Origin of the sequence: Pseudomonas taeanensis MS-3, from assembly GCF_000498575.2 — a bacterium.
GTDB lineage: Bacteria > Pseudomonadota > Gammaproteobacteria > Pseudomonadales > Pseudomonadaceae > Aquipseudomonas > Aquipseudomonas taeanensis.
Window position 1 is genome coordinate 253,453 of record NZ_AWSQ01000001.1, and the last position, 21,608, is coordinate 275,060.

Genomic DNA, 21,608 nt, shown 5'->3' on the forward strand with positions numbered 1-21,608 from the left:
CTTACAGCGTGGGCTTGGCGATGGCCACGGGGCTCGCGCCACGCAGGCTGCACAGCCCGTAATAGAGCAGACCGCCCAGCAGTGAGCCGGTGAACCAGCCAAAGTCGTAGAACCAGCTGAACAGGTCGCTGCCCATCGACAGCAGGGTCAGCGCTACCGGTATGCCGAAGGCGATGAAACCCGCCCAGTTCCAGGCCGGGTAGACATCGTCGCGATACAGACCGGCCAGATCCAGGCGCTGTTTCTTGATCAGGAAATAGTCCACCACCATGATCCCGGCGATAGGCCCGAGCAGACTGGAATAGCCCAGCAACCAATTGGAATAGACACTTTCCAGGCTCAGGTCGGAGACCAGCCAGCCCAGTTTCTTCAACAGCTCGTGGCTCATCATGGCCAGGCCTATAACCCCGGTGAGCATGATCGCGCGGGTGCGATTGATCAGCTTGGGCGCGACGTTCTGGAAGTCGTTGGTCGGCGAGACGATGTTCGCCGCGGTGTTGGTCGACAGCGTGGCGACGATGATCAACGCCATGGCCAGGGCGACCCAGCCGGGACTCTGAATATGCCCGATCAGGTTGACCGGATCGGCCACCATCTCACCGACCAATGCTGGTGAGGCGGCGGTCAGCACCACACCGAGGGCGGCGAACAGGAACATGGTCAGGGGCAGGCCGATGATCTGCCCGAGGATCTGGTCCTTTTGGCTCTTCGCATAGCGACTGAAGTCGGGAATATTCAGCGACAGGGTGGCCCAGAAACCGACCATGGCCGTCAGCCCGGCGAAGAAATAACCGGTCGCGCTGGCACCTTCAGGACGCTTCGGCGGTTGCGCCATCAATTCGCTCAGCGACACATTCGGCAGCGCCCACACCAGCAGGCCGGCGCCGACCAATACCAGCAAGGGTGCGGAGAGAGTCTCCAGCCACTTGATCGACTCCGAGCCACGCAGCACCACCCAGAGGTTGAGTACCCAGAAAATCAAGAAGCCGATCACCTCGCCGGTACCGCCGAGGGACTTCCAGCCGTCGAAGATCGAGCCGAGGAACAGATGGATGGCCAGACCGCCGAACATGGTCTGGATGCCGAACCAGCCACAGGCAACCACGGCGCGAATCAGGCAGGGCACGTTGGAACCCAGCACCCCGAACGAGGAGCGCAGCAACACCGGAAAAGGGATGCCGTACTTGGTGCCGGGGAAGGCGTTCAGGGTCAGCGGGATCAACACCACCACATTGGCCAGCAGTATCGCCAGCAGCGCCTCGCCAACGGAAAGACCGAAGTAGGCCGTAAGCACCCCACCGAGAGTGTAGGTCGGCACACAGACAGCCATGCCGACCCAGAGCGCAGTGATGTGCCACCTGTTCCAGGTGCGCTCCTGCACCCGGGTCGGGGCAATGTCATGGTTGTAACGGGGGCTGTCGAGTACGTCGCGGCCAGCGACCAACTCGTACAAGCCATCGCGCTCGGTCACTTGCGATCTGCTCTGCTGCATGGGGCTCTCCACTATTTATTCTTGTAATTGTGAGCTCATCGGGCGTACAGGCCGGAGTACTTACACCGTCAGCTCGACAGCAATGGCACTGGCCTAGTGCGAAACCACTTTAGGCACAGCACCACACAGGCCGGGAACTGATTTGAACCTACGCCGGCAGGCACCCATACCGACCTTCGCCCAGACAACCAAACGCAGTGGTCGGGCAGCCGCTTGGCCATAGGAAATCTGGACCATTTCCAATTCTTGTCAAGCAAGACAGCCTCAAATATTTCCTGTTAGCTTTCCTAATTTAAGTATTTTTTCTTTGTATTTCATCTATTTAAAATCAATTAAAACCACATAAAAAACTTACTTGCGCAATTCGTAATCCACACCTAGATTTAATCCTGTCACGCCTGACAGGATCAATGAATCCGCAGCCTGACCCAAAACAACACCAAGAACCGGCACAAGTCGGTCAGCCTGCGAGGAACCCGACATGTCTTTGTTGATCCGTGGCGCCACCGTAGTCACTCATGAAGAAAGCTACCCCGCCGACATACTCTGCGCCGACGGCCTGATCCAGGCGATAGGCCAGAACCTGGAAACTCCGGGCGGTTGTGAAGTGCTCGACGGCGGCGGCCAGTACCTGATGCCCGGCGGCATCGACCCGCACACCCACATGCAGTTGCCGTTCATGGGCACCGTGGCCAGCGAGGACTTTTACAGCGGCACCGCGGCCGGCCTGGCTGGCGGCACCACCTCGATCATCGACTTCGTCATCCCCAACCCGCAGCAATCGCTGCTCGAGGCCTTTCATACCTGGCGTGGCTGGGCGCAGAAGTCCGCCGCCGACTACGGCTTCCACGTCGCCATCACCTGGTGGAGCGAGCAGGTGCGCGCCGAGATGGGCGAGTTGGTGGAAAAATTCGGGGTGAACAGCTTCAAGCACTTCATGGCCTACAAGAACGCCATCATGGCCGCCGACGACACCCTGGTGGCCAGCTTCGAGCGCTGCCTGGAACTCGGTGCCGTGCCCACGGTGCATGCGGAGAACGGCGAGCTGGTCGACCACCTGCAACGTAAGCTGCTAGCCCAAGGGTTGACCGGGCCCGAGGCGCACCCGCTGTCGCGCCCGCCGCAGGTCGAGGGTGAGGCCGCCAGCCGCGCCATCCGCATCGCCGAAACTCTGGGTACGCCGCTCTACCTGGTGCACGTCTCGACCCAGCAGGCGCTGGACGAGATCGCCTATGCCCGCAGCAAGGGCCAGCCGGTGTACGGCGAAGTGCTGGCCGGCCATCTGCTGCTGGATGACAGCGTCTACCGCCACCCGGACTGGCAGACCGCCGCCGGCTATGTAATGAGCCCGCCGTTCCGCCCGCGCGAGCATCAGGCCGCCCTCTGGCACGGTCTGCAAGCCGGCAACCTGCACACCACCGCCACCGACCATTGCTGCTTCTGCGCCGAGCAGAAGGCCGCCGGGCGCGACGACTTCAGCAAGATCCCCAATGGCACCGCCGGCATCGAAGACCGCATGGCCGTGCTCTGGGATGAAGGGGTGAACAGCGGGCGTCTGTCGATCCATGACTTCGTCGCGCTGACCTCCACCAACACCGCGAAGATCTTCAACCTGTTTCCGCGCAAAGGCGCCATTCGCGTCGGCGCCGACGCCGACCTGGTGCTGTGGGACCCGCAGGGCACTCGCACCATCTCGGCCAAGACCCATCACCAGCAGGTCGACTTCAACATCTTCGAAGGCAAGACAGTACGCGGCATTCCCAGTCACACCATCAGCCAGGGCCGCCTGGTCTGGGCCAATGGCGACCTACGCGCCGAACGCGGCGCCGGACGTTATATCGAGCGCCCGGCCTACCCGGCGGTATTCGACCTGCTGAGCAAACGCGCCGAACTCGCTAGACCGACCGCCGTCGAGCGCTGAGTCAAAGAACCTGTGGGAGCGGCCTCGGCCGCGAAAAATCCTGGAAGTCTCAGACCATTCGCGGCCAAGGCCGCTCCCACAACAAAGTGCTGCCACGTACTTCGCCACAGCGGCCCACAGTGGCCGGGCGGCCGCTTATTCGCTGTTCATTGCCCAATAAAAGCCACAAAACCGGGAGACCACAACCGTGATCGACACCCTCAACCACCTGCCCCGACCGGATGCCGACGCAGCCGAACTGGCCGATCGCTTCGGCGATCTGGCGCCGCCCCTCAACGCGCGCCAGGCTGCACTGGAAAGCGCGCGCTGCCTGTACTGCTACGACGCGCCCTGCATCAACGCTTGCCCGAGCGAGATCGACATTCCTTCCTTTATCCGCAACATCAATCAGGAGAATGTCCAGGGCGCGGCGCAGAAGATTCTCTCGGCGAATATCCTCGGCGGTAGCTGCGCCCGCGTCTGCCCCACCGAAATCCTCTGTCAGCAGGCCTGCGTGCGCAATAACGCCCAGGAGTGCGCGCCGGTGCTGATCGGCCTGTTGCAGCGCTACGCGGTGGACAACGCCCAGTTCAGCGAGCATCCGTTCAAACGCGCCCCCGCCAGCGGCAAGCGCATCGCCGTGGTCGGCGCCGGGCCGGCCGGGCTGTCCTGTGCTCATCGCCTGGCGTTGCACGGCCACGAGGTGGTGATCTTCGAGGCGCGCGAGAAAGCTGGCGGCCTCAACGAATACGGCATCGCCAAGTACAAGCTGGTCGACGACTTCGCCCAACGCGAGCTGGAGTTCCTCCTGCAGGTCGGCGGCATCGAGATCCGTCATGGCCACAGGCTCGGTGTCGACCTCAGCCTCAGCGACTTGCATCAGCAGTTCGATTCGGTGTTCCTCGCTGTCGGCCTGGCCGCCAGCCGCCAGCTCGGTCTGGCCGACGAGGACGGGCCGGGAATGCTCGCCGCCACCGACTATATCCGCGAGTTGCGCCAGGCCGAGGACCTCAGCCAGCTGCCCCTGGCCGATCGCTGCATCGTCCTCGGTGCCGGCAACACCGCCATCGACATGGCGGTGCAGATGAGCAAGCTCGGCGCCCGCGAGGTCAACCTGGTCTACCGCCGAGGCTTCGAGGCGATGGGCGCGACCGGCCATGAGCAGGACATCGCCAAGGCCAATCAGGTGCGCCTGCTGACCTGGGCCCAACCGCAGCAAGTACTGCTCAACGACCAAGGCCAGGTGTGCGGCATGCGCTTTGCCCGCACCTGCCTGAAGCATGGCCGCCTGCAGACCACCGGGGAAACCTTCGAGTTACCCGCCGACGCCATCTTCAAGGCCATCGGCCAGGCCTTCGACGGCGCCGCCCTGAGCGACCCGCTGGCCCGTGAGCTACAACGCCAGGGCGAACGCATCTGGGTCGACGCGCAGATGCGCACCAGCATCCCCGGCATCTACGCCGGGGGCGACTGCACCGCGCTCGATCAGGACCTCACCGTACAGGCCGTGCAGCACGGCAAGCTGGCCGCCGAGGCCATCCACTCCCATCTCACGCTCAGCGTGGAGGTTGCTTAAATGGCCGATCTCTCAATCGAATTCGCCGGTATCAAGGCCCCCAACCCCTTCTGGCTGGCCAGCGCGCCGCCTACCGACAAGGCCTATAACGTCATCCGCGCCTTCGAAGCTGGCTGGGGCGGGGTGGTGTGGAAGACCCTCGGCGAAGACCCGGCGGCGGTCAACGTGTCGTCGCGCTACTCGGCCCACTTCGGTGCCAACCGCGAAGTCATGGGCATCAACAACATCGAACTGATCACCGACCGCTCGCTGGAAATCAACCTGCGCGAGATCACCCAGGTGAAGAAGGACTGGCCGGACCGGGCGATGATCGTCTCGCTGATGGTGCCCTGCGTCGAGGAATCCTGGAAAGCCATACTGCCGCTGGTGGAGGCCACCGGTTGCGATGGCATTGAGCTGAACTTCGGCTGCCCCCACGGCATGCCCGAACGCGGCATGGGCGCGGCGGTGGGCCAGGTGCCGGAATACGTGGAGATGGTCACCCGCTGGTGCAAGACCTACTGCTCGCTGCCGGTGATCGTCAAGCTGACCCCGAACATCACCGACGTACGCCTGTCCGCCCGCGCCGCCCATCGCGGCGGGGCCGATGCGGTGTCGTTGATCAACACCGTCAATTCGATCACCAGCGTCGACCTGGAGCGCATGGTCGCCTACCCCACCGTCGGCAGCCAGAGCACCCACGGCGGCTACTGTGGCTCGGCGGTCAAGCCGATCGCCCTGAACATGGTCGCCGAGATCGCCCGCGACCCCGAAACTCGCGGCCTGCCAATTTGCGGTATCGGCGGCATCGGCAGCTGGCGCGACGCAGCCGAGTTCATCAGCCTCGGCTGCGGTGCGGTGCAGGTATGCACGGCGGCCATGCTGCATGGATTTCGTATCGTCGAGGAGATGCAGGACGGCCTGTCGCGCTGGATGGACAGCCAAGGCTATGAGCGCATCGAGGACTTCGCCGGACGCGCGGTGGGCAACACCACCGACTGGAAGTACCTGGACATCAACTACAAGTCGATCGCACGCATCGACCAGGACGCCTGCATCGGTTGCGGTCGCTGCCACATCGCCTGCGAAGACACCTCGCACCAGGCCATCGCCAGCCTGGCTCAGGCCGACGGCACCCATAAATACGAGGTGATCGACGACGAGTGCGTGGGCTGCAACCTGTGCCAGATCACCTGCCCGGTGCAGGACTGCATCGAGATGGTCGCGGTGGATACCGGCAAGCCCTACCTGAACTGGACCCAGGACCCGCGTAACCCCTACCGCGAAGAAAAGGCCTCGTAGGCTCTGCGTTAGCGGGCCTTGCGCTCCTTATCGCCGGCAAGCCCGCTCCTACAGCATCCGTAGACGCGGGCTTGACCGTGATCGACCGCGTAGCGGGCGTAGCCTTTAGGGCTCCAGGCCGATGCCACGCAGAATCACCTGGGTCACGGTCTGCACCGCACGCTCGAACTGCAGGTCGGACAGCGGCTGGTGCTCGTTGAGCACGGCCACCTGGTGGCCAAAATCGGCGTAGTGCTGGGTCGAGGCCCAGATCATATAGAGCAGCGCCGAGGGCTCCACGGCCAAGATGCGCTTGCTCTCCACCCATTGGCGCACCTTGGCTTCCTTCATCTTCGCCCACTCGTACAGGCTCTCGTCGAGGGCCTCACCGAGCAACGGCGCGCCGTGGATGATCTCGTTGGCCCAGACCTTGGAGCCATTGGGCCGGGTCCGCGAGTTGTTCATCTTGGCGCGGATATAGCTGGTCAGCACCACCCGCGGGTCGTCGAACATCTCGAAGCACAGGGCGTCCTGCTTCCACACCTCGAGCAGGCCCAACAGCACCGCGCGATAGAGCTCATCCTTGGTGCTGAAGTAATAGTGCAGGTTGGAGCGCGGCAGCTCGACCTCTTCGGCGATATCGCCCATGGAGGTGCCTGCGTAGCCCTTTTCGGCGAAGACTTTCTCGGCAGCCAGGAGAATTTTATCGACGTTGCGCCGCCGGATCTCGATCTTGTGATTGCCCATGGCGTATCCATACCCGCGAAATTGGCCAAGGCTAACACCCGCCTCGGTACAGGGCGACGGAAACCCTTGGGCACTTCGTCTCGGGCGGCTATAATCGCCAGGTTTCATGCGACCGGCACCGCTCCGGTCGCTCCCGCCACCTGTCCGAGGGGCGCTGCAGCAGGCCTATACCCAGTAACGGGGCCTGTCAGGCTCGGATGGGGCGTTAACCATACGCATCAACGGCGCCCATTCGCAGACAACGAATGGAGAACTCATTTATGAGCGCTGTACTGACGCCTGCCGGTTTTACCGACTTCAAGGTCGCCGACATTTCCCTGGCCGCCTGGGGCCGCCGCGAAACCATCATCGCCGAATCGGAAATGCCCGCACTGATGGGCCTGCGCCGCAAGTACGCCGGCGAGCAGCCGCTCAAGGGCGCGAAGATTCTCGGCTGCATTCACATGACCATCCAGACCGCCGTGCTGATCGAGACCCTGGTCGCTCTGGGTGCCGAAGTACGCTGGTCGAGCTGCAACATATTCTCCACTCAGGATCAGGCCGCTGCCGCCATCGCCGCCGCTGGTATCCCGGTATTCGCCTGGAAAGGCGAGACCGAAGAAGAGTACGAATGGTGCATCGAGCAGACCATTCTCAAGGACGGTCAGCCGTGGGACGCCAACATGATTCTCGACGACGGCGGCGACCTGACCGAGATCCTGCACAAGAAATACCCGGCCATGCTCGACAAGGTCCATGGCGTCACCGAAGAGACCACCACCGGCGTGCACCGCCTGCTCGACATGCTGGCCAAGGGCGAGCTGAAGATCCCGGCGATCAACGTCAACGACTCGGTGACCAAGAGCAAGAACGACAACAAGTACGGCTGCCGTCACAGCCTCAACGATGCAATCAAGCGCGGCACCGACCACCTGCTGTCGGGCAAGCAGGCGCTGGTGATCGGCTACGGCGACGTGGGCAAGGGCTCGGCGCAGTCGCTGCGTCAGGAAGGCATGATCGTTAAAGTGACCGAGGTCGATCCGATCTGCGCCATGCAGGCTTGCATGGACGGTTTCGAACTGGTTTCGCCGTTCAAGGACGGGATCAACGACGGTACCGCCGCCAGCATCGACGCCGCGCTGTTGGGCAAGATCGACCTGATCGTCACCACCACCGGCAACGTCAACGTCTGCGACGCCAACATGCTCAGCGCCCTGAAGAAGCGCGCGGTGGTGTGCAACATCGGCCACTTCGACAATGAAATCGACACCGCCTTCATGCGCAAGAACTGGGCCTGGGAAGAGGTCAAGCCGCAGGTGCACAAGATCCACCGCACCGGCAAGGATCTCGACCCGCTCAACGACGACTACCTGATCCTGCTGGCTGAAGGCCGCCTGGTGAACCTCGGCAACGCCACCGGCCACCCGAGCCGGATAATGGACGGCTCCTTCGCCAACCAGGTACTGGCGCAGATCTTCCTGTTCGGCCAGAAGTACGCCGACCTGCCAGCCGCGCAAAAAGCCGAGCGCCTGACCGTGGAAGTGCTGCCGAAGAAGCTCGACGAGGAAGTAGCCCTGGAAATGGTCAAGGGTTTCGGCGGCGTGGTCACCCAGTTGACCCAGCAGCAGGCCGAGTACATCGGCGTGCCGCAGCAAGGCCCGTTCAAGCCGCACGCCTACCGTTACTGATGCGTAGGATGGGTCGGGCCGCGCAGGTTAGCCGCGCAGCGGCGTAACCCATCGAGAACCATGGTGGGTTACGCCTGCGGCTAACCCACCCTACGGAATTTTCTTATGTCTCAAGAACGCCGCTACAGCTTCGAGTTCTTCCCTGCCAAGACCGAAGCCGGCCATGAAAAACTGCTGGGCACCGCCCGCCAGCTGGCCACCTACAAGCCGGACTTTTTCTCCTGCACCTACGGAGCCGGAGGTTCCACCCGTGACCGCACGTTGAAGACCGTGCTACAGCTGGACGGCGAGGTGAAGATACCGACCGCGCCGCACCTGTCCTGCGTCGGTGACAGCAAGGCCGAGCTGCGCGAGCTGCTGGGCCTATACAAGAACGCCGGCATCCAGCGCATTGTCGCCCTGCGCGGCGACCTGCCATCCGGCATGGGCCTGGCCAGCGGCGAGCTGCGCTACGCCAACGAACTGGTCAGCTTTATCCGCGAGGAAACCGGCGAGCACTTCCACATCGAGATTGCCGCCTACCCGGAGATGCATCCGCAGGCGCACAATTTCGAAGCCGACCTGGCCAACTTCGTGCGCAAGGCCAAGGCCGGTGCCAGCAGCGCCATGACCCAGTACTTCTTCAACGCCGACAGCTACTTCTACTTCGTCGAGCGAGTGCAGAAAATGGGCGTCGACATCCCGGTCGTACCCGGCATCATGCCGATCACTAATTACAGCAAGCTGGCGCGCTTCTCCGACGCCTGCGGCGCTGAGATTCCACGCTGGATGCGCAAGCAGCTGGAGTCTTACGGTGACGACAGCGAGAGCATCCGCGCCTACGGCGAGCAGATGATCAGCGAGATGTGCGAACGTCTGCTGCAAGGCGGCGCCCCGGGCCTGCACTTCTATACCATGAACCAGGCAGAGCCCAGCCTGGCCATCTGGAACAACCTCAAGCTGCCGCGCTAGTCGCTGACTGTACTATCCCGTCCACGGTTTGAGCCGCACTACGCCTCAAACCGTGGACGGGCGCCGCACATGAACCTGGCGCCCGCCCCTGCCGTTCTGCGTCCATGCTAAAAGGCATTCAGCCCGGCTTGATGCACGGCGTGCGATCAGTACGCTTAGTCAGCCAAGCCAATGCCACCGCTCGAGCGCAGCCTCAGCCGAATCACCGCCACGGAGTGCCTAAATGGTCATCAACAACAAAACCAATGCTTCAATTTCCCCCAAAGGCAGCCTGGCAACGCTTTCGCAGCGCGAGGTGCAGCAACTTCGTGAAGCCGGCGAAGGCCGTGTGTACGAGCTGTTTCGACAATGTGCCCTGGCGATCCTTAACATCGGCTCAGGCAGCGATAACGCGAAAACCCTGCTGGATGCCCACCCGGACTTCGAAATCCGCATCCATCAACAGGACCGCGGCATTCGCCTTGAACTACTCAACGCCCCCTCGGCCGCCTTTGTTGATGGCGAGATGATCGCCAGCACCCGGGAAATGCTGTTCAGTGCCCTGCGCGATATCGTCTACACACAGAGCAAACTTGAAAGCGATCGGGTTGATTTCGAGAGCTCCGAAGGCATCACCGACTATGTCTTTCACCTGCTGCGCAACGCCCGCACGCTGCGCGCCGGCGTCGCACCGAAAATAGTCGTGTGCTGGGGCGGGCACTCAATCAACCACGAAGAATACAAATACACCAAAACCGTGGGTCACGAGCTCGGGCTACGCGGTCTCGATATTTGCACCGGCTGCGGTCCCGGCGTGATGAAGGGCCCGATGAAGGGCGCCACCATCGCCCATGCCAAGCAACGCATTACCGGCGCTCGTTACCTGGGCTTGACCGAGCCGGGGATCATCGCCGCGGAAGCCCCCAACCCCATCGTCAATGAGCTGGTGATCCTGCCGGACATCGAAAAGCGCCTGGAAGCCTTCGTGCGAGTGGGCCACGGCATCATCATCTTTCCCGGTGGCGCTGGCACCGCCGAAGAATTCCTGTATCTGCTCGGTATACTGATGCACCCGGACAACAAGGACCTGCCCTTCCCGCTGATCCTCTCTGGGCCACAAAGCAGCGCCCCCTACATCCAGCAGTTGCATGAGTTTATTGGCGCCACCCTGGGCCCGGCTGCGCAGCAGCGCTATCAAATCATCATCGATGACCCGCATCAGGTTGCGCGGGAGATGGCCGAGGGCATCAAGGAAGTCACTCAGTACCGTCGTGTCCACGACGATGCCTATCATTTCAACTGGCTACTGAAGATCGACGAGAGCCTGCAGCACCCCTTCGACCCCACGCACGAGAACATTGCCGGCCTGAAGCTGACCCGCAATCAACCGGTCCATGAGCTCGCCGCGCAATTGCGCCGTGCCTTCTCAGGCATAGTGTCCGGCAACGTCAAGGTGCAGGGTATTCGCCTGATCGAGCAGCACGGCCCGTACCAGATCACCGGTGACCGGGACATCATGCAACAGCTGGATCGCCTGCTGCAGGCATTCGTCGACCAGCACCGTATGAAGCTTCCCGGCGGCAGCGCCTATGAGCCCTGCTATAGGGTTGTCGGGTAAATGCAGTGCTGCGGAACCCACCATCCGGGGCTGCGCTCGTGCGGCTGTAGCCTCACCACTGCCCTCCTGGGCCATGCTCCGCGCCCCTGCCGCGGACGAGCCGAACTGGTCGCCTGGGCGAACTGAAGCTGCCGCAGCCAATACAGCACACCCACAAAGCCGGACAATGTCCGGCTTTTTATTACCGGCTACCTACCTCATCGACTGCTCCAGTCACAAGTATCACAGCGGACACTCAGCTTTATGGAGAGCCCATCCAATCTATCGCCAGCAGCCCCAGGCGATAGATCGGCCAAACATAAGCACAAATAGGTATTTAGTAATTCTGAATGAATATATTCAGCGCAGAGATTTCTCCCCCTGCCCAGGCACCAGCCCAGCATGGCCGTGGCCTCTAAGCTCATACCTCGCCCGCAGCGGCGGAGTCATCGCCGCACCCTGGATTTGACAAGGCTCCAGCTACCCCTAGATTGATAGCAAGCCTTGATAAATCAGCGTGCTTGCACAGGGAAGTCTTGATGCTCGGCGAAATCCCGCAGAAAACCTCAGCGTATCTCCTGACCTGCCTACTGCTGCTGCCCTGGTTGCTGTGCGCAGCGTTGCTGGCAGTCGATTTCTCTTCCTGGAGCGCGATATCGCTCGGCGCCCTGACGAGCCTGGCCAGCTTGACGTATCTGCTACGCCAGACGGGCAAAGCCCAACCGGATGAGTCGGCATCCAGCACAACCAGCGACGCCCAACTCCAGATCCAGGAACTGGAGCCCTTACGTCAGGCGGTAGCCCAACAAGCACAGCAGATTACCCAGCACAGCCGACAGGTCGATGGCCTACTGAACACGGCCATCGACCAGTTGACGGCCAGTTTCACCAACCTCAATCGCTTGATCGGGCGCCAGATCAACATTGCCGCCTCTCTGACCGACCGCTACAGCGACAGTGATGTATCCGAAGGGGGCATGAGTTTCCAACAGTTCGTCGTCACTACCCAACAAACCCTGGGGTTGTTCGTCGACTCCACCATTGAAACCAGTCGCACCTCGATGGAGCTGGTCGACAGCATTGACCGTATCACCCACAAGATCGGTGAAATAGTGAAGTCCACCAGCGACATGGACTCCATCGCCAAGCAAACCAACCTGCTGGCGCTTAACGCCGCCATCGAAGCCGCACGCGCGGGAGAAGCCGGGCGTGGCTTTGCCGTGGTCGCCGACGAGGTTCGCGCCCTCTCTACCCGCTCCAGCGTGTTCTCCGAAGAAATTCGTACCCATATCAATACTGTGCACAAGGAACTGCAACAGGCCGATACCGCGATCAGCCATCTGGCGGCCAAGGACATGAGCTTCGCCATGACCTCGAAGAAACAGGTACAGGGCATGCTGGAAAATCTGGAGCTGATGAACGGCAAAACCGTGCATGCCGTCGAAGAGCTGCAGCAGGTTTCCCAGGCGGTGGCCGACGATGTCAATACGGCCATTACCGCCCTGCAGTTCCAAGACCTGAGCAGCCAGCTGCTGGCCCAAGTACGCAAGCACGCGGAACAGCTCGAACATTTTTCTACCGACCTTGGCGGCATGGCCGAACTGACTCAGGAAGCCCAGCAAAACCATTTGCATACCCAGCAACAACAGCTCAGCAACAAACTGCACAACCCAGTCAGCCAGACGTCCATGCACGCCGGTGAGATTGATCTCTTCTAAGGATAGGAGCCCATTGCCATGAATGAAGCAAACACGGCCGTCATTCGACCAGGCAAACGTTTCGATTTTCAGGCCTACAGAGCCTTCCGTGACGCCTATGAGCTGGAACTGGCGAAGTCCTCTGTACATTGCCTGGTCGTCGACCTGCAAGAAGTGCAATACATCGATTCGGCGGCCTTAGGAATTCTGTTGCTGCTACGCGACAAGGCATTGGCGCAGAACAAGATGGTGGAACTGTGCAACCTGCACGGGGTAGCAAAGGACGTGCTGGAAATTGCCAATTTCCACAAACTGTTCAAAATCAACTGAGCCCTATCATGCCGTCCCTGAGAATTCTCAGCGTCGATGACGATGCCGCACTAGGCATGATGCTCAAGGCCTTCATAAGGTCACTGGGTCACCACTGCACGGTGGTCGGCGATGGCGAACAGGCCGTGCAGCGCTACCAGCAGGAACATTTCGACTTGGTCCTGGTGGATCAACTGATGCCTGGCATGGACGGTATTTCCGCCACCATCGCCATCCGCGAGCTGCAAAAGCAGACCGGCTGGCGGCCAATAATCATGCTGTCCGGCATGGACGAGACCGATGACCAGGTCGCGTCGCTCAATGCCGGCTGCGATGACTTCATCGCCAAACCGGTCAACTTCGGCATCCTCGCCGCAAAAATCGCTTCATTCAGCCGTATCTCCGCCTTGCAAGAGCAGGTCGCCGAGCAGAATCGCCAATTGCGCCACTATCACCACGCCGAAGCCGAGGAGCGGCGCATCAGTAGCTTCCTGATGGAGCGCCTGGTACGCCGCGACCTGCTTGATCAGCCTCAAGTGCGTTACCTGCTGCAACCCGCCAGTGAAGTGTCCGGTGACCTGCTGCTAGCCTGTCCCGCAAGCAATGGTGATCTCTATGTGATGCTCGCCGATGCGACCGGCCACGGCCTACCGGCAGCCCTGACCCTGATACCGCTGTCACAAACCTTCTATGCCATGGCCAGCAAGGGTTTCAATCTCGACAGCATTGCCCGTGAGCTCAATCTGCGAAACCGCGCTTACTCACCTGTCGACCGTTTCGTCGCGGCGCTGATGGCGGTGTACCGGCCGCGAGAGAATGTCCTCTCGGTCTGGAACGGCGGCGTTCCGGCGGCCCTGCTGCTGGATGAACAAGGACAGATAGTCCGCCGCTTCAAATCGCTGAACCTGCCGCTGGGCATAGTCGGCGATGAAGAGTTCGAGAGCGAGTGTGAAACCATCGCCGTGCGCCAGGATCAGCGTCTACTGCTGTACTCCGACGGGTTGATCGAGGCCGAGAACGCCGCAGGCGAACTATTCGGTCCGACTCGCCTGGAACACTACCTGCAAGAGCAAGAGTCGCTCACGCCTAACCTGCTGGCAGGCCTGCAACAGGTGCTGCAAGAACACATGGGTGAACGACGACCGCACGATGACCTGTCATGCCTGCTGCTCGAGTGCAGCACTGAAAACGTCCAACCGGCTCACCAGCAGCAAGCCAGCGCCGAGATAGCCGAAGACTGGCATCTGCAACTGACCCTCAGTGCCCCGCAGCTGCAGCGCCTGGATCTGGTGCCGATGGTCGGCAGCATGTGCAACACCCTGGGGCTTGAGGCCGAGCGGCAAGGGGTGCTGGCGCTAATTCTCAATGAGCTGCTGAGCAATGCCCTGGACCACGGTGTACTCGGCCTCGACTCGTCGATCAAGAACCACCCGGAAGGCTTCGAGCTCTATTTCGAGAGCCGTTATGAACGTCTCTCCGCCTTGCACGAGGGTGAAATCCACATAGACATTCGCCAACAGGGCCACCCACAAGGCAACAGCCTGCAGGTACGTGTCACCGACAGCGGCAAGGGCTTCGACATGAGCCAGCTGCTCTCGCCAGTCGATCAGAGTCACGCCGCCCGCTACCACGGCCGCGGCCTGGAGCTGGTACGCAACCTTTGCCAACACCTGGAATTTCATCCGCCCGGCAATAGCGTAAAAGCCGAGCTTCGCTGGGGAGGCTGCCCCCAGACGAAATCTGGCAGCTCAGTTGCAGCCGCTATCAACCCCAGCCAGGCATCGATCCCCTAACGAAGTATGCGAAGAGGAAGGACCCTATGAATAAATCCATCCTGATAGTCGACGACTCTGCCTCGATCCGGCAAATGCTCGGCTTCACCCTGCGGTCTGCCGGATACGACGTCGATGAGGCCGTGGACGGCAAGGATGGCCTGGGCAAGGCCCAGCGCAAAAGTTATCAACTGGTATTCACCGACCAGAACATGCCGAACATGGATGGCCTCAGCCTGATTAAGAGCCTTCGCGGTCTGCCCAACTATCGAGGCACACCAATTCTGATGCTGACCACAGAATCCACCGATGCCATGAAACAGCAAGGCAAGGCTGCCGGGGCGACAGGCTGGCTGGTCAAGCCATTCGATCCACCGAAGCTGCTCGAGGTCACCAAGAAGGTATTGCCCTGAAACCTGACCACGGTGGCCACGATGAATTTTGGTATGAACCAGTTCCTCGGCGTGTTCTTCGAAGAAGCCGAAGAACACCTGACAAGCCTTGAAAACCTGCTACTCACCCTCGACTTACAAGAGCCCGATCCAGAGGCTCTGAACGGTATATTCCGCGCGGCCCACTCGATCAAGGGCTCCAGCGGCATGTTCGGCTTCGAGGAGATGACTGGCGTCACTCATGTGCTGGAAACCCTGCTCGATCAGATTCGCAGTGGGCAGATCCGCCTCCAGGTGGAAATGATCGATGTGTTTCTCGAAGCACGTGACGTGCTCTCGCAGCTGCTCGACAACTACCGTGCCGAACGCCCACCCGTGGACGTACCGGTCGCAGCGGTCAGCCAGCGCCTGCAGGCGCTCATCGAACGCTACAGCCCGAACAACCAAGCCACACCAACCGAACAAGCCTATGGCCTGTTCGACGACGAATCACCAGCCGCCGCGGACCAATCAGAGGAGGCCTACGGGCTGTTCGACGATGAAGTCTCGCAGCCGGCGGTCGCCACCGAGCAAGACGACAAAGATGCGGCCTACGGTTTCTTCGATACTCCGCCCCAGCCGCAAGGCGAGACGGAGCCCAGTCCCACAGTCGCAACCCAGCCCATGGCGGTGGCCAAGCCTGGCCCGAAGACGACTCCCGTCGGCACTGAAGCAGAGTCCAGTTCGATCCGGGTCAGCGTCGAGCGTATCGACAGCCTGATCAATCAGGTTGGTGAACTGGTGATAACCCAGGCCATGCTCGCCCAGCTGACCTCGGCGCTCGATCCCGGAGAGCACGAGCGGATTTTCCAAGCGCTCAACCAACTCGACCACAACACTCGCGAACTGCAGGAAGCGGTGATGTCGATCCGCATGCTGCCGATCAGCTTTATCTTCAACCGCTTCCCCAGAGTGGTGCGCGATACCGCCAACAAGCTGGGTAAGCAGGTCGAGTTGATCCTGCGTGGTGAACACACAGAGCTGGACAAAGGGGTGATCGAGAAGCTCACCGACCCACTCACCCATATCGTCCGTAACAGCATCGACCACGGCATTGAAACCCCGGCCGAGCGGCTCGCCGCAGGCAAACCGGAGCGCGGCACAGTGCGGATGTCGGCCTACCACCAAGGCGGACGTATCGTGGTGGAGGTCAGCGATGACGGCAAAGGCCTGTCACGTGAACGAATTCTGGCCAAGGCCAAGGAAAAGGGCATCGCAGTCAGCGATGACATGCCAGACAGTGAAGTCTGGCCACTGATATTCATGCCCGGCTTCTCCACTGCGGAGACGGTGACCGACCTGTCTGGGCGTGGCGTCGGCATGGATGTGGTGCGACGCAATATCACCTCGATCGGCGGGCGCATCGACATTAACTCCGCCATTGGCCTGGGCACCCATATCGCCATTCGCCTGCCGCTGACCCTGGCCATTCTCGACGGCATGATTGTCGAGGTGGACAAGGTCCACTACGTGGTGCCGCTGACCTACATCGTCGAGTCCCTGCAGCTGAAAGCCGAACACCTCTACAGCATGAGCGGTAGCAGCAGTTCGGTCATCAGCGTGCGCAACGAGTACCTGCCACTGCTGTCGCTGCACAGCCTGCTCAACCTCGCTACGGAGCCGCCTCCCGCAGTGGGCAGCATCGTGTTGATCCTCGAAGCCGAGGGCAACACCTTTGCCTTGCAGGTGGATGAATTGGTCGGCCAGCAACAGGTGGTGATCAAAAGTCTGGAGCAGAATTTCCGGCGCATCGACGGCATCACCGGCGCCACCATCATGGGCGATGGCAGCGTGGCACTGATTCTCGACATCGATGCCCTGCCCCGTCTCGCCGGCCAAGGAGTAGCAAACCATGCATAACAGCAGTGAGAGCATCCGCAGTAGCGAACCCACCCAGGAGTTTCTGACCTTCACTCTGGGCCAGGAGGAATACGCCATCGACATCCTGCGCGTGCAGGAGATACGCGGCTACGACCAAGTCACGGCCATCGCCAACAGCCCGGCCTTTATCAAAGGAGTCATCAATCTGCGCGGCGCCATCGTGCCGATCATCGACCTGCGTATCAAATTCAACCTGGCTGCGGTGACCTATGACCAGTTCACCGTAGTGATCATTCTCAACGTACTGAAACGCATCATCGGCGTCGTGGTGGACTCCGTGTCCGATGTGATTGCCCTGGACGGAGAAGCCATCAAGCCACCTCCGGAGTTTGGCAGCACCTTCAACACGGAGTACCTGATGGGCCTGGCATCGGTGGAAGAGCGCATGCTGATCCTGGTGGACATCGAAAAACTGATGTCCAGTGACGAGCTGACCCTGATCGATCACAGCAACACCTGAAGGAACTCACCAGAGCAACACAAGGAGATCACAATGAATCTGACCAACCTGACCCTGGTCCAGCGGCTGTCCCTCTGTTTTGCCACCCTGGTGGCGTTGCTGATGCTACTAATTGCATTGAGCGTGAAACAGATCGATAACCTGCGCACTAGCCTCGAAGAGATGGTGCTGCAAAGCTTTCCCAAAGTTGTCTTAGCCAATAACTACATCGACCAGACCAACTCCATCGCCCGCTCCGTGCGCACCATGCTGATTGCCCGCGACGATGCGGAGATGGTCAAAACGCAGAATCAGCAGATCAGGGACGCGGAGAAAACCGCAGATGAGCTGCAAGCCAAACTCGAGCAGGCCGTTACTACGGAACAAGGGCGGCAAATCCTGCAGGGGCTTCAGTCTTCAGAAAAAGGCTTCCGCGCGGGTGTCGCAGAATATCAGCGACTGTTTGACAACGGATTGTATGAAAGGGCGCAGAGCTATCTGCTGAGCGACCTGAGAACGGCACAGTACGAAAATTTGAATGACATCACCGCGCTGATCGATTACGAAAGCAAGCTGGTCGACCAGCAAGGTGTGCAAACCAAAGAGGATGCTCACAGCACCATTCGACTACTGCTGGCCATTGGCGCCCTCTCGACCCTGCTAGCCTGCCTACTCGCGTTCCTGCTGATTCGCAGCGTCAAACGCCAGCTCGGCGCCGACCCCAAGGAACTGGCAAGCATCACCACCAGCATTGCCGAAGGTCGCCTCGACCTCGACCTGCCCCCCGTGGTGATTGAAAACAGCGTGATGGCTGCCGTCAAATCCATGCTCGTCTCGCTGCAAAAGTCTGCCGTCGCGGCCCGCGACAATGCCCGGGTCAAGAGCGCTCTGGACAACGTGTCGGCCAACGTCATGATCGCCGACAACGAACGCACCATCATTTACACCAACAAGACCGTGCAAAGCATGTTGCAGACGGCTGAGAGCGATATCCGCAAGGCCCTGCCGCAATTCGACGCAGGCAAGCTGATGGGCTCCAGCATCGACCAGTTCCATAAGAACCCGGAACATCAGAAAGGCATGCTCGCCCGCCTCAACAGCACGCACACCGCGCAGATCGAAGTCGGCGGACGCATCTTCAGGCTGACCGTAAACCCGGTATTCGGCGCCAACGGCGAGCGCCTCGGCTCGGTGGTGGAGTGGTTGGACCGCACCCTGGAGGTGGCCGTCGAAGAAGAGGTCGGGCAACTGGTCAAGGCTGCCAGCGAGGGCGATTTCACCCAGCGCATCAGCCAAGCCGGCAAGCAAGGCTTCTTCCTCAATCTGGCCAATGGCCTGAACCAGTTGGTGGAAACCGCCGACAAAGGGTTGAAGGATGTGGCCCGGGTGCTCGGCGCGCTCGCCGAAGGCGACCTGACCCAGCGCATCGAAACTGATTACCAGGGCACTTTCGGCCAGCTCAAGGATTACTCCAACGAGACCACGCAAAGCCTGTCGCGCATGCTCGGCCAAATCAGCGAAGCGACCGACACTATCTATACCGCCGCCAGTGAAATCGCCGCCGGCAACTCCGATCTCTCGTCGCGCACCGAGGAACAGGCCTCCAGCCTGGAGGAAACCGCATCGAGCATGGAAGAGCTGACGTCCACGGTGAAGCTCAATGCCGAAAACGCTCGTCAGGCCAACTCCCTGGCAGTGAACGCCTCGGAGGTGGCCACTACTGGCGGCAACGTGGTGCAGCAAGTAGTGCAAACCATGTCGTCGATCAACGACTCGGCACGCAAGATCGCAGACATCATCGGCGTCATCGACGGCATTGCCTTCCAGACCAACATCCTCGCCCTGAACGCTGCCGTCGAGGCCGCACGTGCCGGCGACCAGGGCCGTGGCTTCGCCGTGGTGGCGGCCGAGGTACGCACCCTGGCGCAGCGTTCGGCAGCGGCCGCCAAAGAGATCAAAACACTGATTTCAGACTCGGTGGATAAAGTCGATAACGGCAACACCTTGGTCGCCCAGGCCGGCCAGACCATGACCGAAATAGTGGTCGCCATCAAACGGGTAACCGACATCATGGCCGAGATCGCTGCCGCTTCGGCGGAGCAGAGCAGCGGTATCGAAGAGATCAATATCGCCGTCAGCCAGATGGATGAGATGACCCAGCAGAACGCTGCCCTGGTCGAGCAGGCGGCAGCTGCTGCCGAAGCGATGCAGGACCAGGCCACTACCCTCAACCAATCGGTGGCGGTATTCCGCTTCGATCAGACCAGCAAGCCGCAGTCGGCCAACGCGACTCCTCGCAACCCAGTGGCGCCTGCCCGCCCAGCGGCCAAGGTACCGGTTACCAAACTGAAGAGCCTGCCACCCACCAAGAAGGTCAAGGAAGACGAGTGGGAAGAGTTCTAGACAATGGCCATCTCAAGCCGGCACACGCCGGCCTGCAGTAGAGCCTGGTTGCGATGAGCGAGCAGACGACGCTGCGCGAGTTCCACTACACCCGGGCCGATTTCGAGCAGGCACGTCGCCTGCTCTATCAGCAAACCGGCATAAAGTTGGCCGATAGCAAGGAACAGATGCTCTACAGCCGCCTGGCCCGTCGTGTAAGGGCCCTGCGACTGACGGAGTTCTCGGCCTATTTCACCTACCTGAATGAACATGAAGAGGAATGGCAGCAGTTCATCAATGCCCTGACCACCAACCTCACCGCATTCTTTCGCGAGGCTCATCACTTCGAAGTGCTGGCTGACTATGCGCGCAGTCATGCCCAAACCGGGCGCAAGTTGCGTGTCTGGTCGGCAGCCGCCAGTACGGGTGAAGAGCCCTACTCCCTGGCGATAACCCTGATCGAAGCGTTCGGAAGTTTCGCCCCACCGGTAGAGCTCCTCGCCTCGGACATCGACACCGGGGTACTCAACACCGCACGCCAGGGTATCTACGCCGAGGCGCGCATCGAAGACATCAGTGCGGAACGCAAGCGTGCCTTTTTTCTGCGCGGCAAGGGAGAGCAGTTGGGCAAAGTGCGCATGCGCGACCAACTGCGCGACCTGATCGAGTTTCGCCAGATAAACCTGCTGGATGCCAACTGGGAGATCGAGCCGGGGCTGGACGTGATCTTCTGCCGCAACGTGATGATCTATTTCGACAAAGCCACCCAGACCCGTCTACTGGAGCGCATGGTGCGCCTGCTACGGCACGACGGCCTCTTCTTCGCCGGACATTCGGAGAGTTTCATCCAAGCCACCCATTTAGTCAGGCTGGTCGGGCGCACCGTCTACCGACCGGCCCAGAGGAACTGATGCGATGGAAGAGGAATTCGAGGCGCACCTAGCTCCCAACTGCTACTTCGACCCCAACTTCAACAGCGAGGCGGTGAAAATCCTGCCGGGCGAATATTACGTCACCTCCCGCAACATCCTCATCGTGACAGTGTTGGGCTCCTGCGTATCGGTCTGTCTGCGTGACCGGGTCAACGGTATCGGCGGAATGAACCACTTCATGCTGCCAGGCAATACCAACGAAGCGTTAAGCCCGGTCTCGGCCTCTGCCCGCTATGGGGTGTACGCCATGGAACTGCTGATCAACCACCTGCTCAAACTCGGCGCTCGACGCCAGAACTTCGAGGCCAAGGTGTTCGGTGGCGGCGCAGTCTTACGCGGCCTCACCATCAACAATGTCGGTCAGCGCAATGCCGATTTCGTGCAGGACTACCTGCATACCGAAGGTATCCATGTAGCCTCCCAGGACTTGCTGGATATTTACCCGCGCAAGGTTTACTTCTTTCCGGCCAGTGGCCGGGTACTGGTTAAAAAGCTCAAGTCCCTGCACAACTCGACCCTCATCGACCGCGAGCAGGAATACAGCATGAAAATCAAGAAAGCGCGCGTAGCTGGCGCCGTCGAACTGTTCTAGGAGA

Annotated in this window: 16 protein-coding genes, 2 pseudogenes and 1 riboswitch; of the genes and pseudogenes, 16 read left to right on the plus strand and 2 right to left on the minus strand. The window is 60.8% G+C overall.

Features of this window, described 5'->3' with window-relative positions; translation table 11 throughout:
* Window position 1 precedes the first annotated feature (1 nt).
* Complete coding sequence (locus tag TMS3_RS01070) at window positions 2-1,492, minus strand: NCS1 family nucleobase:cation symporter-1 (protein WP_025163385.1); 1,491 nt, start codon at window positions 1,490-1,492, stop codon at window positions 2-4.
* Window positions 1,493-1,973: 481 nt separating this feature from the next.
* Between TMS3_RS01070 and hydA the strand changes: the two genes are divergently transcribed.
* The 3 genes from hydA (at window position 1,974) to preA (ending at window position 6,249) form a co-directional block, all read left to right on the plus strand.
* Complete coding sequence (gene hydA / locus TMS3_RS01075) at window positions 1,974-3,413, plus strand: dihydropyrimidinase (protein ID WP_025163386.1); 1,440 nt, start codon at window positions 1,974-1,976, stop codon at window positions 3,411-3,413.
* A 187-nt stretch (window positions 3,414-3,600) separates the two neighbouring features.
* Complete coding sequence (locus tag TMS3_RS01080) at window positions 3,601-4,968, plus strand: NAD(P)-dependent oxidoreductase (RefSeq protein WP_025163387.1); 1,368 nt, start codon at window positions 3,601-3,603, stop codon at window positions 4,966-4,968.
* The gene (gene preA, locus TMS3_RS01085; RefSeq protein ID WP_025163388.1) at window positions 4,969-6,249 is read left to right on the plus strand and encodes an NAD-dependent dihydropyrimidine dehydrogenase subunit PreA; all 1,281 of its coding nucleotides are present in this window, start codon (window positions 4,969-4,971) and stop codon (window positions 6,247-6,249) included.
* A gap of 105 nt (window positions 6,250-6,354) precedes the next feature.
* Here preA and TMS3_RS01090 read toward each other — a convergent pair whose 3' ends face one another.
* Window positions 6,355-6,975 carry a TetR/AcrR family transcriptional regulator gene (locus TMS3_RS01090; RefSeq protein ID WP_025163389.1) on the minus strand — a complete coding sequence of 207 codons (621 nt, stop codon included), beginning with the start codon at window positions 6,973-6,975 and terminating at the stop codon, window positions 6,355-6,357.
* Window positions 6,976-7,115: 140 nt separating this feature from the next.
* Window positions 7,116-7,212, plus strand: a riboswitch (S-adenosyl-L-homocysteine riboswitch).
* Between the two features lie 23 nt (window positions 7,213-7,235).
* Here TMS3_RS01090 and ahcY point away from each other — a divergent pair.
* The 13 genes and pseudogenes from ahcY to cheD all read left to right on the plus strand — a co-directional run bounded on the left by ahcY (window position 7,236) and on the right by cheD (window position 21,604).
* A complete protein-coding gene (gene ahcY, locus TMS3_RS01095; protein WP_025163390.1) occupies window positions 7,236-8,642 on the plus strand; it encodes an adenosylhomocysteinase in 1,407 nt (468 codons plus the stop codon).
* Window positions 8,643-8,747: 105 nt separating this feature from the next.
* The gene (gene metF, locus TMS3_RS01100; RefSeq protein WP_025163391.1) at window positions 8,748-9,593 is read left to right on the plus strand and encodes a methylenetetrahydrofolate reductase [NAD(P)H]; all 846 of its coding nucleotides are present in this window, start codon (window positions 8,748-8,750) and stop codon (window positions 9,591-9,593) included.
* Between the two features lie 223 nt (window positions 9,594-9,816).
* Entirely contained in the window at window positions 9,817-11,190 is a 1,374-nt protein-coding gene (gene ppnN, locus TMS3_RS01105) for a nucleotide 5'-monophosphate nucleosidase PpnN (RefSeq protein ID WP_025163392.1), read from the plus strand.
* Window positions 11,191-12,230: 1,040 nt separating this feature from the next.
* Entirely contained in the window at window positions 12,231-12,887 is a 657-nt protein-coding gene (locus TMS3_RS25840) for a methyl-accepting chemotaxis protein (RefSeq protein ID WP_407691600.1), read from the plus strand.
* Between the two features lie 18 nt (window positions 12,888-12,905).
* Window positions 12,906-13,196, plus strand: a complete 291-nt coding sequence (locus tag TMS3_RS01115; protein WP_025163394.1) for an STAS domain-containing protein — start codon at window positions 12,906-12,908, stop codon at window positions 13,194-13,196.
* Between the two features lie 8 nt (window positions 13,197-13,204).
* Complete coding sequence (locus TMS3_RS01120) at window positions 13,205-14,968, plus strand: ATP-binding SpoIIE family protein phosphatase (protein WP_025163395.1); 1,764 nt, start codon at window positions 13,205-13,207, stop codon at window positions 14,966-14,968.
* Window positions 14,969-14,994: 26 nt separating this feature from the next.
* Entirely contained in the window at window positions 14,995-15,360 is a 366-nt protein-coding gene (locus TMS3_RS01125; protein ID WP_025163396.1) for a response regulator, read from the plus strand.
* Between the two features lie 33 nt (window positions 15,361-15,393).
* On the plus strand, window positions 15,394-17,238 hold the full coding sequence (locus tag TMS3_RS01130) for a chemotaxis protein CheA (protein ID WP_407691594.1): 1,845 nt from the start codon (window positions 15,394-15,396) through the stop codon (window positions 17,236-17,238).
* Window positions 17,231-17,719, plus strand: a complete 489-nt coding sequence (locus TMS3_RS01135; RefSeq protein ID WP_025163398.1) for a chemotaxis protein CheW — start codon at window positions 17,231-17,233, stop codon at window positions 17,717-17,719. The genes TMS3_RS01130 and TMS3_RS01135 overlap by 8 nt, the downstream gene beginning before the upstream one ends.
* Window positions 17,720-17,752: 33 nt before the next feature.
* A pseudogene (locus TMS3_RS25845) lies at window positions 17,753-19,180 on the plus strand (MCP four helix bundle domain-containing protein); the annotation flags it as partial.
* Between the two features lie 264 nt (window positions 19,181-19,444).
* A pseudogene (locus TMS3_RS25850) lies at window positions 19,445-20,101 on the plus strand (methyl-accepting chemotaxis protein); the annotation flags it as partial.
* Window positions 20,102-20,154: 53 nt separating this feature from the next.
* Complete coding sequence (locus tag TMS3_RS01145; protein WP_025163400.1) at window positions 20,155-20,991, plus strand: CheR family methyltransferase; 837 nt, start codon at window positions 20,155-20,157, stop codon at window positions 20,989-20,991.
* Between the two features lie 4 nt (window positions 20,992-20,995).
* Window positions 20,996-21,604 (plus strand): chemoreceptor glutamine deamidase CheD, encoded by a 609-nt coding sequence (cheD, locus tag TMS3_RS01150; RefSeq protein ID WP_025163401.1) that lies wholly within the window; start codon window positions 20,996-20,998, stop codon window positions 21,602-21,604.
* Window positions 21,605-21,608: the final 4 nt, after the last annotated feature.

Coding starts and splice junctions, on each gene's coding strand:
- TMS3_RS01145 (WP_025163400.1), top strand. CDS start 20,155: ATGAGCGAGCAGACGACGCTGCGCGAGTTCCACTACACCCGGGCCGAT.
- ahcY (WP_025163390.1), top strand. CDS start 7,236: ATGAGCGCTGTACTGACGCCTGCCGGTTTTACCGACTTCAAGGTCGCC.
- cheD (WP_025163401.1), top strand. CDS start 20,996: ATGGAAGAGGAATTCGAGGCGCACCTAGCTCCCAACTGCTACTTCGAC.
- hydA (WP_025163386.1), top strand. CDS start 1,974: ATGTCTTTGTTGATCCGTGGCGCCACCGTAGTCACTCATGAAGAAAGC.
- TMS3_RS01115 (WP_025163394.1), top strand. CDS start 12,906: ATGAATGAAGCAAACACGGCCGTCATTCGACCAGGCAAACGTTTCGAT.
- preA (WP_025163388.1), top strand. CDS start 4,969: ATGGCCGATCTCTCAATCGAATTCGCCGGTATCAAGGCCCCCAACCCC.
- TMS3_RS01090 (WP_025163389.1), bottom strand. CDS start 6,975: ATGGGCAATCACAAGATCGAGATCCGGCGGCGCAACGTCGATAAAATT.
- ppnN (WP_025163392.1), top strand. CDS start 9,817: ATGGTCATCAACAACAAAACCAATGCTTCAATTTCCCCCAAAGGCAGC.
- TMS3_RS01135 (WP_025163398.1), top strand. CDS start 17,231: ATGCATAACAGCAGTGAGAGCATCCGCAGTAGCGAACCCACCCAGGAG.
- TMS3_RS01070 (WP_025163385.1), bottom strand. CDS start 1,492: ATGCAGCAGAGCAGATCGCAAGTGACCGAGCGCGATGGCTTGTACGAG.
- TMS3_RS01130 (WP_407691594.1), top strand. CDS start 15,394: ATGAACCAGTTCCTCGGCGTGTTCTTCGAAGAAGCCGAAGAACACCTG.
- metF (WP_025163391.1), top strand. CDS start 8,748: ATGTCTCAAGAACGCCGCTACAGCTTCGAGTTCTTCCCTGCCAAGACC.
- TMS3_RS01125 (WP_025163396.1), top strand. CDS start 14,995: ATGAATAAATCCATCCTGATAGTCGACGACTCTGCCTCGATCCGGCAA.
- TMS3_RS01120 (WP_025163395.1), top strand. CDS start 13,205: ATGCCGTCCCTGAGAATTCTCAGCGTCGATGACGATGCCGCACTAGGC.
- TMS3_RS25840 (WP_407691600.1), top strand. CDS start 12,231: ATGGAGCTGGTCGACAGCATTGACCGTATCACCCACAAGATCGGTGAA.